7 protein-coding genes are annotated in these 13,762 nt (G+C 72.6%); 4 read left to right on the top strand and 3 right to left on the bottom strand.

What is annotated here, in order from left to right; translation table 11 throughout:
* Nucleotides 1-109: 109 nt before the first annotated feature.
* Nucleotides 110-2,371, top strand: coding sequence for a bifunctional metallophosphatase/5'-nucleotidase (locus tag ASG94_RS16145; protein WP_162260825.1), 2,262 nt, complete (start codon nt 110-112; stop codon nt 2,369-2,371).
* A gap of 92 nt (nt 2,372-2,463) precedes the next feature.
* Complete coding sequence (locus tag ASG94_RS16150; protein WP_082624302.1) at nt 2,464-5,523, top strand: ExeM/NucH family extracellular endonuclease; 3,060 nt, start codon at nt 2,464-2,466, stop codon at nt 5,521-5,523.
* Nucleotides 5,524-5,736: 213 nt separating this feature from the next.
* Here ASG94_RS16150 and ASG94_RS16155 read toward each other — a convergent pair whose 3' ends face one another.
* Nucleotides 5,737-7,506: a glycoside hydrolase family 15 protein gene (locus ASG94_RS16155; RefSeq protein WP_056927506.1), complete on the bottom strand. Its 1,770-nt coding sequence runs from the start codon at nt 7,504-7,506 to the stop codon at nt 5,737-5,739.
* 28 nt (nt 7,507-7,534) lie between these two features.
* Between ASG94_RS16155 and ASG94_RS16160 the strand changes: the two genes are divergently transcribed.
* Nucleotides 7,535-8,023 carry a CinA family protein gene (locus ASG94_RS16160; protein WP_056927507.1) on the top strand — a complete coding sequence of 163 codons (489 nt, stop codon included), beginning with the start codon at nt 7,535-7,537 and terminating at the stop codon, nt 8,021-8,023.
* 59 nt (nt 8,024-8,082) lie between these two features.
* Nucleotides 8,083-8,412, top strand: coding sequence for a helix-turn-helix domain-containing protein (locus ASG94_RS16165; protein WP_056927508.1), 330 nt, complete (start codon nt 8,083-8,085; stop codon nt 8,410-8,412).
* Between the two features lie 19 nt (nt 8,413-8,431).
* Here ASG94_RS16165 and ASG94_RS16170 read toward each other — a convergent pair whose 3' ends face one another.
* Both ASG94_RS16170 and ASG94_RS16175 read right to left on the bottom strand, forming a co-directional pair.
* Entirely contained in the window at nt 8,432-9,223 is a 792-nt protein-coding gene (locus ASG94_RS16170) for a DNA-formamidopyrimidine glycosylase family protein (RefSeq protein WP_056927509.1), read from the bottom strand.
* Nucleotides 9,216-13,751 (bottom strand): ATP-dependent helicase, encoded by a 4,536-nt coding sequence (locus tag ASG94_RS16175; RefSeq protein WP_056927510.1) that lies wholly within the window; start codon nt 13,749-13,751, stop codon nt 9,216-9,218. The genes ASG94_RS16170 and ASG94_RS16175 overlap by 8 nt, the downstream gene beginning before the upstream one ends.
* Nucleotides 13,752-13,762: the final 11 nt, after the last annotated feature.

Consider the following 13,762-nt stretch of genomic DNA (forward strand, 5'->3'; position numbering starts at 1 on the left):
TTGAGGTGACTCGACGGGGTGGGGGCCGGGTTATGGTGACCCGGCTCACCCACATCCCGGAAAGGCCTCACCTGTGTCAGCATCCCTGTTCACCCGTCGCTGGGTATCGGTGGCGACAGCTTCGGGTGTCCTCGCGGCACCCCTGGCCGTGGTCGGACTCACCACCGCGCCCGCCCACGCTGCGCCGTCGGTCGAGATCAACCTCGTCGCCGTCAACGACTTCCACGGTCGCATCAACACCAACACCACGAAGTGGGCGACGACGGTCGAGGCCGTCTCCGCCGACACGACGACCCCGGCCAACACCCTGATGGTCGGCGCGGGTGACCTCATCGGTGCCTCGGAGTTCGCCTCGGCGATCCAGGACGACCAGCCCACCATCGACGTGATGAACACGCTGGGCCTCGACGCCTCCGCGGTGGGCAACCACGAGTTCGACAAGGGCTGGGCCGACCTGCGCGACCGCGTCATCGGCCCCGCGGCCACGCCCAACGCGACGTGGGACTACCTGGCCTCCAACGTGACCGTCAAGGCCACCGGAGCCACCGCGCTCAAGCCGTACCAGACCTACGTGGTCGACAACGGCACCCCGGGCGACGCCTCCGACGACGTCACCGTCGGCGTGGTGGGCGGCGTGACCGACGAGACCCCGAGCCTCGTCAGCCCCGCCGGTGTAGCCGAGCTGCAGTTCTCCGACGAGGTCGCGGCCGCGGCCAAGTACGCCGACATCCTCAAGGACGGCAACACCGCCAACGGCGAGGCCGACGTCGTCGTCGCCACCTTCCACTCCGGTGCCGCGGTGGGCGCCAAGTCCTCGTTCGAGGCCGAGGTCGCCAAGGGCGGCGTCTTCGCCCGCATGGCCTCGATGACCGGCAGCGTGGACGCCATCATCAACGGCCACACCCACCAGACCTACGCCTGGCAGGGCCCCAAGCCCGGCGGTGGCACGCGCGCCTACATCCAGACCGGCGAGTACGCCGCCAACGTCGGCCAGATCAAGCTGACCGTCGACGCGGGCGCCGCGCCCGGCACCAACCCGGTCACCGGGTTCACCGTCCAGAACGTCGCGCGTGCCGGGGCCGAGGACCTGACCAACCCGCGCGTGGCCGACGTGAAGCAGATCGTCGACGCCGCCCTCGCCAACGCCAAGGTCGTCGGCGACCGACCCGTCGGCGCCGTCACGGCCGACATCTCGCGTGCGTACGACGGCGTGGACGCCAGTGGCAAGCCGGTCGAGGACCGCGGCTCGGAGTCGCCCCTCGGCGACCTTGTGGCCAACGCGCTGCGCGACGGCGTCGCCGCCGACATCGCCAAGCCCGACCTCGGGATCGTCAACCCGGGTGGCCTGCGGGCCGACCTGGTCTTCAAGGGCGACACGGCCACCAACCCGGCCAACACCGACGGCGTGATCACCTTCGCCGAGGCCAACAACGTGCTGCCCTTCGTCAACAACATCTCGACCGTCGCCCTCACCGGTGCGCAGGTCAAGAAGATCCTCGAGCAGCAGTGGCAGCCGGTCGGCTCCCAGCGGCCGTTCCTGCACCTGGGCCTGTCGGACAACGTGCAGACCACCCTCGACCCGGCCCAGCCGGTCGGCCAGCGGGTGACCTCGGTGCGCATCAACGGCGCTCCGCTGGACCTGGCCAAGACGTACTCGGTCTCGACGTTCTCGTTCCTCGCGCAGGGGGGCGACAACTTCACCGCCTTCACCGAGGGCAAGGCCAAGGACACCGGCCTCATCGACCGCGACCTGTGGGTCAAGTACCTCTCGGACAAGAAGCCGGTCTCCCCGGACTTCGCCCGCGAGCAGATCTACGTCTCCGGCCTCAAGGACAGCTACCACGCCGGTGACAAGGCGACCATCGTCTTCAACCGCCTCGACATGCTGCCGAGCGGCGTCAAGAACACTCGCCTCGAGCTGGTCAAGGTCCGCAACGACGGCACCACCAAGGTCTTCGGCACCACCACGGTGACCGGCGGCCAGGCGCGTGCGGTCTTCACGGTCCGCGGCGGCAAGGAGTTCCGCATCGTCGCGCAGGACTCCAAGACCACGCTGGCTCGCGGCGTCGTCCTGGGCAAGCCCACGATGGCCCACAAGGTCTTCCCCACGAAGTCCTCGAAGATCCACGCCAAGAAGACCAAGGTCCGCATCAAGGTCAAGGTCAAGTCCGGCGTCGACCTGGCGGCCAAGGGCCGCGTCACGGTCAAGGTCGCTGGCCGCAAGTACAACGCCAAGGTGAAGGACGGCGTGGCCAAGGTCAAGCTCCGCACCTTCGCCAAGCCCGGCAAGTACAAGGTCGTGGCGAAGTTCCTCGCCAACGACACCTTCCAGGGTGCGACCGACCGGTTCACCATCCGCGTCAAGCGCTGAACCAGCCAGTGGGGGTCCGGTACGCCGGGCCCCCACTGCTGTCGCACCACCTGCTCCTCCTCACCCACCACCCCTCTCTCTCGGAGACCTCCATGCCCGTACGTCCCCCCTTCCGGCGCAGCTCCGTGCTCGTCGGCCTCGCGGTCGCGGCCACCGGCCTCGTCGCGACACCCCTCACCGCCACGGCCAACCCGGCCGGCACCGGCCTCGTGATCAGCGAGGTGTACGGCGGCGGCGGCAACTCCGGTGCCACCTACACCAACGACTTCATCGAGCTCTACAACCCGACTGACGCGGCCATCTCGCTGACCGGCCACACCGTGGAGTACTTCTCCTCGGGCGGCGGCTCCGGCGGCGCGACGACCCTCACCGGCTCGGTCCCGGCGAAGGGCCACTACCTGGTCCAGCAGGCGGCCGGCACCGGCGGGACGACGCCGCTGCCCGCGCCCGACGCCATCGGCACGCTCGCGATGAGCGGCACCAACGGCTCGGTCGCCCTCAAGAACGGCACCACGACGCTCGACCTCGTGGGCTACGGCACGGCCACCCTCCGCGAGGGCACGGCCACCCCGGCCCTGACCAACAGCACGTCCGCGAGCCGCGACGCGGCCGGCAAGGACACCGACAACAACGCGGCGGACCTGACCACCGGCGCGCCCGCCCCGCAGGCCTCCGGCACCACCACCCCGCCCGTCGACCCGCCTGACCCGACGGTCACCGACGCGACCATCGCCGAGGTCCAGGGCACCGGCGCGGCCAGCCCGCTCGCCGGCAGCGCCGTGCGCACCCGGGGCGTCGTCACCGCGGCGTACCAGACCGGCGGCTTCAACGGCTTCTACATCCAGACCGGCGGCCCGGACACCACGCCCGGTGCCTCGGACGGCCTGTTCGTCTACGAGCCCGGCTTCCCCGCGACCATCGCCGTGGGTGACTCGGTCGAGGTGGAGGGCACCGTCACCGAGTTCGGCACCGCGCCCAACACGCTCACCGAGCTCGACGCGACGACGGTCACCGAGCTCAGCGAGTCCCTGCCGGCCGTCGTGCCCAACACGGTGCTCCCGGGATCGACCTGTGCCCTGCCCGGGACCGCCTGTCCGGCCACCGCCGAGCTCGACGCCCAGCGCGAGGAGCTCGAGGGCGAGGCGTTCCTGCCCGCTGCGCCGATGACCGTCACGGACGCCTACGACTTCGGCGTCAGCTCCAGCAGCTTCTTCGGTGAGATCGGCATCGCGGCCGGCTCGACGATCCCGCTCGTCACCCCGACCGAGGTCGTCGACGCCCAGGACACGGCCGGGATCGCCGCCCGCACGGCGTACAACGACGCGCACCGTGTGGTGCTCGACGACGGCTCCTCGACCAACTATTGGAACACGGCCAACAACGCGGCCGGCCAGGACTCCCCGGTGCCGTGGCTGACCAAGGACCACACGGTCCGGGTCGGGGCGTCGGTCACGTTCGACGAGCCGGTGGTCCTCGACTACCGCTTCGGGTGGAAGCTCCAGCCGCAGCAGCAGGTCGTCGGTGTCCCGACGGGACTGGTGAGCTTCGAGCAGGACCGCCCGGCGGTCCCCGCCGAGGTCGGCGGCGACCTCGAGCTGGCGACGTTCAACGTCCTCAACTACTTCACCACCTTCGGTGGCGACGTCGCCGGGTGCTCCCCGTACGTCGACCGCGACGAGAACCCGATCGCCACGCGCACGTGCACCGGCAGCAACGGTCCTCGCGGTGCGTGGGACCAGGCCAACTTCGAGCGCCAGCAGGCCAAGATCGTCGACGCCATCAACACCATGGACGCCGACATCGTGTCCCTGGAGGAGCTGGAGAACTCCAGGACGGTCGACGGCACCTCGCGTGACGAGGCCATCGGTGCGCTGGTGACCGCGCTCAACGCGGCCGCCGGGAGCACCCGCTGGGCCTTCGTCCCCTCGCCCGCGGTCGTCCCGGCCAGCGAGGACGTCATCCGGACCGGGTTCATCTACGACCCGTCCACCGTCGAGACGGTGGGTGCCGGTGAGATCCTCGACGCTCCCGCCTTCGACAACGCCCGCGACCCGCTCGCCCAGGTGTTCCGGGCCACGGGGCGCGCCGACTCCTCCTTCGCCGTGATCGTCAACCACTTCAAGTCCAAGGGCTCGGGCTTCGACGACGGCACGGGCCAGGGCAACGCCAACCCGGACCGCGTGGCCCAGGCCCAGGCGCTGACCGCTTTCGCGGGCACGTTCGCGGCCGCTCGCGGCACCGACAAGGTCTTCCTCACCGGCGACTTCAACGCCTACTCGATGGAGGACCCGGTCCAGGCGATCGAGGCCGCCGGCTACGAGTCGCTCGAGTCCACGGACGACCCCGAGGAGGAGAGCTACAGCTACGCCGGTACGTCCGGCTCGCTCGACCACGTCTTCGCCAACGCTGCGGCCAAGGCGATGGTGAGCGGGGTCGACATCTGGGAGATCAACGCCAACGAGCCGCTCTACTACCAGTACAGCCGCTACAACTACATCGGCACCGACCTCTACACCGCCGGCCCGTTCGCGGCGTCGGACCACAACCCCGAGGTCGTCGGCATCACGCTGCCGACCGTCGACCCCGGTACTCCCGGTGCCGCGACCGTCGAGGCGACGGTGACCCCGCAGCGGGTGGTCGTCGACCGGACCCGCGCCATGGCGCACGTCAAGGTCATGACGGGTGGCAAGAAGGACTCCACGGACGGCACCGTCGAGGTGCGTGAGGGCTCCACCGTCCTCGCCTCCGCGCCGGTGAAGAACGGCGTCGTCAACATCAAGCTGCCGGTCTTCACCACCGTCGGTGAGCACACGCTCACGGTGCGGTACGTCGATGCCTCCGGCGCCGTCGCCGAGAAGACGGTCACCGTGGACGTCCTCCAGGCCGCCTCGGACGCCCGGGCCACCGTGGCGGGCAAGGGTGCCGCCGTGAAGGTGCGCGTCGATGCCGAGGGCGCCAAGGCGCGCGGCAAGGTCACGGTCGCCGTCAAGGGCGAGCCCGCCGTGAAGAAGACCGTCCGGCTCACGAAGGGCAAGGCCACCGTGCGCCTGGCGGACCTGCGCCCCGGTCGCTACACCGTGGTCGTGCGCTACCTCGGCAACGACGAGACCCAGCGCTCGCGAGAGAAGCTGCGCCTCCGCGTGCGTCGCTGAGTCGTCCAGCCACGACGGCCCCCGTCCTGCGCACGAGCGCGGGGCGGGGGCCGTCGGCGTCGGTGGCGCCGCACAGCTGAGGCAGTTCGGGCGCGGCTCCCGCCCGACGAGCGTGGCTTCGCCGCGGCTAGCCGCGAACTGCCTTCGCTGTGCTGGCGCCGGCGCTGGCGAGGCCCAGGACCGTCGGTGGCGCCGCCTGCGCCGGGGCGTTGCTCAGCGCAGGGAGAGCGCGGCCTGGACCAGGGTGAGGTGGCTGAAGGCCTGCGGGAAGTTGCCGGCCATCCGGCCCGCGTCGGTGTCGTACTCCTCGGAGAGGAGGCCGACGTCGTTGGCCAGCCCGCAGAGCCGGTCCATCAGCTCGTGCGCGTCGTCGGGACGACCGGCCAGCGCGTAGGCCGAGACCAGCCAGAACGAGCAGGCGAGGAAGGGGTGCTCGCCGCCCTCGAGCCCGTCCACCCCGGTCACGGTGCGGTAGCGGTGCAGGAGGCCGTCGTGCATGAGGTCCTCCTCGATGGCGGCGATCGTGCCGAGGACACGCTTGTCGTCGCCGGGCAGGAAGCCGACCAGCGGGATGTTGAGCAGGCTGGCGTCGAGCTCCAGGGTGTCGTAGTGCTGCGTGAAGGTGCCGCGGGCGGCGTCGTACCCGCGCTCGAGGACCTCGGCGTGGACCTGGTCGCGCACCTCTCGCCAGCGGTCCACGTCGCCGGCGAAGCCGTGCTCCTCGACGGCCCGGACGGCTCGGTCGAAAGCGACCCAGACCATCACCCGGGAGTGGGTGAAGTGGCGGCGCGGGCCGCGGATCTCCCAGATCCCGTTGTCCGGCTCGTCCCAGTGCGTGGCCAGCTCGTCGACGAGCGTGCGCTGGAGGGCCCAGCTCTGAGACGTCTCCTCCAGACCACCGTGGCGCGCGTCCTCCAGGGCGATCATCACCTCGCCCAGCACGTCGGTCTGGCGCTGGCTCACCGCGCCGTTGCCGATGCGGACCGGACGGGACCCGGCGTACCCGGCCAGGTGGTCGAGCTCGCGCTCCGGGAGCCGACGGCCCCCGTCCACGCCGTACATGATCTGCAGGTCCTGCGGATCGCCGGCGACCGCCCGCAGCAGCCAGTCACGCCAGCTCAGCGCCTCGTCGGTGTAGCCGGCCCCGAGCAGGGACTCCAGGGTCAGGGCGGCGTCGCGCAGCCAGCAGTAGCGGTAGTCCCAGTTGCGCTCACCGCCGAACTCCTCGGGCAGCGACGTCGTCGGCGCGGCCACGATCCCGCCGGTCTCCGCGTGGGTCATCAGCCGCAGGGTGAGCAGGCTGCGGCGGACCAGGTCCGCGTGCGGCAGGTCCTCGACACAGGTGAGCGCCCACCGCTCGTGCTCCACGCGCGTCGCCTCGATGCGATCGTCGAAGGACAGCGGCTGGGGCAGCTCGTGCCAGGACCGCATCCACGAGGTGGAGAACGTCATGGACTCGCCCGCCGCGAGGTCGAACTCGTCGGCGTGGTGGCCGTCGACGGCGCGGGGCAGGCGCGGACCCGACAGCATGAGCTTGTCGGGGCCGGCCGTCGCGACGATGACCTCGTGCCCGTACGCCTGCTGCCGGGTCACCCACGGGCGGACGAGGCCGTAGTCGAAGCGCACCACCCACTCGTGGCACACCCGGACCGACCCCTCGCTGCACCGCACGGTGCGCACCAGGTCGGCGCGGCCGTCGCCGGTGGGCATGCAGTCGCGCAGCACGAGCACCCCGGTGGGGGTCGTGAAGGTGGTCTCCAGGATCGCGCTGTGCCCGACGTAGCGGCGGGTGACCTCGACGCCGGCGGCGTCCGACGGCGCGATCCGCCAGCGACCGTTCTCGGTGTCGCCGAGCAGGGCGGCGAAGCAGGCGGGGGAGTCGAAGCGCGGCAGGCACAGCCAGTCGACCGATCCGTCCCGGCCGATCAGCGCCGCGGTGCCACGGTCGCCGACGAGTGCGTAGTCCTCGATGGGGAGTGCCATGTCCGCCAACGTAGCTAGAGTCCCCAGCATGACGACGGATCCCCGGCCGATCGTGGCGCTCCTCATAGCCCGCTCCGCGACCGTGTCGACGGCGGAGTCCCTCACGGGGGGACGTCTCGCCGCCCTGCTGACCTCGGTCCCGGGTGCTTCCGCCTGCGTCACCGGCGGGGTCGTCGCCTACGCGACGGCGGTCAAGGTCGCGGTGCTCGGTGTGCCCCTCGAGCTGGTGGCCGCGCACGGCGTGGTGTCGCGCGAGTGCGCGACGGCGATGGCGACCGGCGCGCGGGACCTGCTCGGCACGACGTACGCGATGGCGACGACCGGCGTCGCCGGACCGGACCCGCAGGAGGGCCACCCGGCCGGCCACGTGTGGGTGGCCGTCGCCGGTCCCGAGGGCACCGAGACCCGGCTGCTGGACCTCGACGGTGACCGCGCGGAGGTCCAGGACGGCACCTGCCGGGAGGCGTTGTCGGTGCTCGAGGGCATCCTCACCCGGGAAGAACCAACGCTCGGGTAGCGTTGGCCACCACGGAGCCCTCCACTGGCGGGCCCTCCACGGACGGGAAGGACAACGCCATGGTGCTCTTTCGACGCATCCTCGGTGACGTGCTCCGCAACGAGCGGATGCACCGGGGCCTGACCCTGCGCGAGGTGTCCGCCGACGCCCGGGTCAGCCTGGGCTACATCTCCGAGATCGAGCGCGGCCAGAAGGAGGCCTCCTCGGAGCTCCTCGCCTCGCTGTGCTCGGCCCTCGACCTGCCGCTGTCCGACGTGCTGCGCGAGGTGTCCGACGCCGTCGCCGTGGAGGAGCTGGCCCAGGGCCTGCGCCGTGTCGACGCGGTCACGGCCACCCCGATCACCTCGGCCCGACCGGCCCCCGGCGACGTGGTCGCCTCGGCGGCCTGAGCCTCCCGGTCGCTTCCCGTCAGCCCTCGGGCTGGCACTGCGGGCACCAGTACGACGCCCGCTCCCGCTCGGCGGGCCCGCGCATCGCGACGCGCACCGCCGTCCCGCAGCGCCGGCACGGCGCGTTGTCACGGCGGTAGACCCACATCCGCTCCCGGGGCCGCAGGTCCCCGGTCGTGGACTGGATGGCCCGCTCCTTGTTGAGGTCGAGCATCTGGCGGGCGCGACGCACCAGCCGCACGAGGTCGCCGACCTCGCCGATCGGCCGCAGCGGGTGGACCCCGCTGGTGAAGCAGAGCTCGGCCATGTACATGTTGCCGATGCCCGCCAGGTTGGTCTGGTCGAGCAGCGCGTCGCCGACCGGCCGCGCGGGGTCGCTGCGCAGGCGGCGCAACGCCTCGGCCTCGTCCCAGTCGCCGCCCAGGAGGTCGGGCCCGAGGTGGCCGACGAGCTCGTGCTCGTGGGATCGGGGCACCAGCTCCACGATCCCGAGGGAGAAGCCGACCGCGGCGCGGGCGTCGGTGCGCAGCACGACGCGGGCCTGGGTGGCGGGTCGTCGCCACTTCTCGTGCAGGGGGTAGACGTGCCAGCTGCCCTCCATCTTGAGGTGGGTGTGCAGCGTCCACGCCTCGTCGTGCTCGATGTGGGTGAGCAGGTGCTTGCCGCGCGAGAACGTGCCGGTCACCGTGGCCCCGGAGAGGTCCACGGTGGCCAGCTGCGGCACCCGGAAGTCGCTGGCGGCCAGCACGTGGCCCGTCAGCGCCCGGTCGAGCTTGCGGGCCGCCCGGTAGACGGTGTCGCCCTCAGGCACGCATCCTCAGTCCCTTCGGGGTGGCCACGAAACCGGCCTCGTCGAGTGCGGCGCGCAGTGGGGTGGTGCCGCCGCCCAGCAGGGCGGCGCCGTCGGCGCGCTCGACGGTGAGCTTGCCCAGCGCGCCGCGCCGGGTGGCGTCGGCCAGCGCCGAGGCGGCCGGCACCAGCCGGTCGGGGTCGTCGCTCCAGGTCAACAGCGTGCGCCCCCCGCGCTCGACGTACATCGTGAGGTCACCGTCGACCATGACCACCAGCGCGCCGGCCTTGCGGCCGGGACGGTGCCCGGCCGTCTCGCCCGCCTCCGCGGCGGGCCAGGCGAGCGCAGCGCCGTAAGGGTTGGCCGGGTCGGTGGCGGCCAGGGTGACGGCGCCAGGCTTGGCGTCGGCCCGCTCGCTGAAGGTCCGCAGCCGGTCGATGGCGCCGGCGGAGCCGAACTGTGCGGCGCCGAGGCCCTCGATGAAGTAGCCCCGCCGACAGCGACCGGTGTCCTCGAACGCGGACAGGACCTTGTAGACCCCCGCGAACCCGCCCGGCACCCGCTCGCTCATGACGGCCCCGCGGGTGACGACGCCGTGCCGCTCGAGGAGGTGCTCGGCGGTCGCGTGGGCACGGCGGGTGGGGTCGGAGTCGCGCTCGGGCAGCAGCGCCCAGCGCCCAGCGGTCTCCGGGGGCCCGCTGCGGGCGGGCATCCGTCCTGCCCCCGGTCGTCCCGGCCGCCCGCCGGCGCGCAGGCGCGGTGGCGTGCGGCGCGTGCGGTGGCTGGCGTTGCCCGATCGCACCAGGGCCCGCAGCGGGGTGACGGTGTCGTTGGTGAGCCGGCCCTGCCACACCAGCGACCACAGTGCCGCGGAGAGCTCGGAGTCGCTGGTGGAGCCGACCCGGTCGGACAGCTGGCGGAAGAACCAGGCGCCGCCGGGGTCCAGCGCCTCCAGGACGGCCCGCTCGACCGCGCTCGGCTCGTCCTCGGCCACGTCGGGCAGCGTGAGGTCGGCCTGGTCGGCGAGGTGCAGGCTGACCCAGCCGTCGCTGCCGGGCAGCGGGGAGTGACCCGCCCACACGACCTCGCCGGAGGCGGTGAGCTCGTCGAGGTAGGACGGCTCGTAGTCGCGCACGCGGGCCGCGAGCACCAGCGGCTCGAGCGCACTGGCCGGGACGGGACAGCCGGCGAGCTGGTCGATCGCGGCCACCACGCCGTCGACGCCGCGCAGCTTGCCGCCCACTCGCTGCCAGGCGGGCAGGAAGCGCGCCACGGTGTCCTGGGTGACCGGCTCGACCTCCTTGCGCAGCCGGGCCAGCGACCTGCGGCGGAGCTTGCGCAGCACCTCGGCGTCGCACCACTCGCTGCCGCTGCCGGAGGGACGGAACTCGCCCTCGAGCAGGCGTCCACGCGAGACCAGTCGCTGCAGCGCGTGCCGGGCGACCGCCTCGCCGAGACCCAGGCGCGCGGCGACGTCGGCGGTGGTGAAGGGCCCGTGGGTGCGGGCGTAGCGGGCGATGAGGTCGCCGATCGGGTCCTCGTGCGGCTCCGTGAACACGTCGGGGGTGCCGGGCGGCACGGGCACGCCGAGGCCGTCGCGCAGCCGTCCGACGTCCTCGACGGTCGTCCAGCGCTCGTCGCCGGCCATCCGGGCCGGGACCACGCGGCGTACGTCGGCGAGGGCCGCCAGCCACGAGTCGACGTCCGCACCCTCGACCGAGCGGGCGGCGATCTCGGCGGCGCTGAGCGGGCCGAGCAGGCGAAGCAGGTCGGCGACCGCCTCCGCGTCGCGCGCGCGCCGGTCGGGGGCCAGCCACTGGAGCTCGGCCTCCACCTCGGCCAGCACCTCGGGGTCGAGCAGCTCGCGCAGCTCGGCCCGACCGAGCAGCTCGGCGAGCAGTCCCTGGTCGAGGGACAGCGCGGCGGCCCGGCGCTCGGCGATGGGGGAGTCGCCCTCGTAGACGAACTGGGCGACGTAGCCGAAGAGCAGGCTGCGGGCGTAGGGGCTCGGCGACTGGGTCGCGACGTCGACGACCGTCACCTCGCGGCGCTGCACCCGCTGCAGGAGCGTCACCAGCGCGGGCAGGTCGTAGACGTCCTGGAGGCACTCGCGGATGGCCTCGAGGACGATGGGGAACGAGGGGTACTGCGAGGCGACCTCGAGCAGCTGGGCGCTGCGCTGGCGCTGTTGCCACAGCGGGCTGCGGCGCCCGGGGTCGCGCCGAGGGAGCAGGAGGGCCCGCGCCGCGCACTCGCGGAACCGGCTGGCGAACAGGGCCGACCCGCCGACCTCCTGGGTGACCAGCTGCTCGATCTCGTCGGGCTCGAAGACGACCACGTCGCCCCCGGGCGGCTCGTTCTCGGTGTCGGGGATGCGGATCACGATGCCGTCGTCGGAGGCCACCGCCTGTCCGTCGATGTCGTAGCGCTCGCGCAGCCGCGCGTTGATGGCCAGGGCCCAGGGCGCGTGCACCGGCGTGCCGTACGGCGAGTGGACGACGAGGCGCCAGTCGCCGAGCTCGTCGCGGAAGCGCTCCACGAGGAGCTGGGTGTCGGACGGCAGGGCGTTGGTCGCCTCCTGCTGCTCGGTGACGTAGGTGACGAGGTTGCCGGCGGCGTACTCGTCGAGGCCCCGGCTGCGGGCCCGGTCGAGGGCCTTGGCCGGGGTGAGGCCGCCGAGCTCGCGGGTGAAGCTGCCGATCGCCTCGCCGAGCTCGGCGGGTCGCCCGAGGGAGTCGCCCTTCCAGAACGGGAGCCGACCGGGGATGCCGGGGGCGGGGGTGACGAGCACCCGGTCATGGGTGATGTCCTCGATCCGCCAGCTGGTCGCGCCGAGGGCGAAGATGTCGCCGACGCGCGACTCGTAGACCATCTCCTCGTCGAGCTCGCCGACCCGGCTCGCCTTGTCGCCCACGAGGAAGACGCCGAAGAGCCCGCGATCGGGGATGGTGCCGCCGCTGGTGACGGCCAGCCGCTGGGCGCCGGGCCGGCCGGAGACCACGCCGGTCACCCTGTCCCACACGATGCGCGGGCGCAGCTCGGCGAACTCCTCGCTCGGGTAGCGACCACTGAGCAGGTCGAGGGTGGCGTCGAAGGCGCTGCGCGGCAGGGCCGAGTAGGGAGCGGCACGGCGCACCAGGTCGTAGAGGTCGTCGACCTCCCAGTCCTCCATCGCCGTGCAGGCCACGACGTGCTGGGCCAGCACGTCGAGCGGGTTGGTCGGCACGGACAGCGACTCGATCGCGCCGCTGCGCATCCGCTCGACCGCCACCGCGGTCTGGGCCAGGTCGCCGCGGTGCTTGGGGAAGAGCACCCCCCGGCTGACCTCGCCGACCTGGTGGCCGGCCCGCCCGACGCGCTGGAGGGCACTGGCGACGCTGGGGGGCGACTCGATCTGGATGACCAGGTCGACGGCGCCCATGTCGATGCCGAGCTCCAGGCTGCTGGTCGCGACCACGCAGGGCAGCCGGCCGCGCTTGAGGTCGTCCTCGATCAGGGCACGCTGCTCCTTGGAGACCGAGCCGTGGTGCGCCTTGGCGATGATTGTGCCGGCACCGCTGCTCTGCCCGGACTGGGCCATCACCTCGGCGGGCGGCTGGCCCTGCCGGTCGTCGCCCTCCTCGTCCCCGCCGCCTGCGCGGTCGGTGGCGATCTCGTTGAGCCGGGCGGTCAGCCGCTCGGCGAGACGACGCGAGTTGGCGAAGACGATGGTGGAGCGGTGCTGCTCGACGAGGTCGACGACGTGCTCCTCGACGTGCGGCCAGATGCTGGTGGCGCGCTGCGGGTCGCCGGACTCCTCGTCGTACTCCTCGGGAGCGGTCATGTCCTCGACGGGGACGACCACCCGCAGGTCCCACTCCTTCTCGCTCGGGGGCGCCACGATCTCGACCGGCTCACTGCCACCGAGGAAGCGCGCGACCTCCTCGAGGGGGCGCACGGTCGCGCTCAGGCCGATGCGCTGCGCGCGGCGGTCGAGGAGCGCGTCGAGCCGCTCCAGGGACACCGCCAGGTGGGCGCCGCGCTTGCCGCCGGCCACCGCGTGCACCTCGTCGAGGATCACGGTGTCGATGCCCCGCAGGGACTCGCGGGCCTGGCTGGTCAGCATCAGGAACAACGACTCGGGCGTCGTGATCATGATGTCCGGCGGGGTGCTCGTCAGCTTGCGGCGGTCGGCCGCCGACGTGTCACCGGACCTCAGCCCGACGGTGAGGTCGGGGAGGGCGGTGCCGAGCCGCTCGGCCGTGTGCCGGATGCCGGTGAGCGGGGCGCGCAGGTTGCGCTCGACGTCGACGGCCAGCGCCTTGAGCGGGGAGATGTACAGCACCCGGGTGCGACGCGTCTTGTCGTCGGGGCGCTCGGCGGTGAGGAGGGTGTCGATCGCGTGCAGGAAGGCGCTCAGCGTCTTGCCGCTGCCGGTGGGTGCGACGACCAGCGCGTGCTTGCCGGCGGCGATCGCGTCCCACGCGCCCTCCTGTGCCGCGGTGGGCCGGGCGAAGGCCGCCTCGAACCACGCACGGGTCGGGGCGCTGAAGTGGTCGAGCGCGGACATGTGGCCAGTCT

It is taken from the genome of Nocardioides sp. Soil805, assembly GCF_001429625.1.
Lineage (GTDB): Bacteria > Actinomycetota > Actinomycetes > Propionibacteriales > Nocardioidaceae > Nocardioides.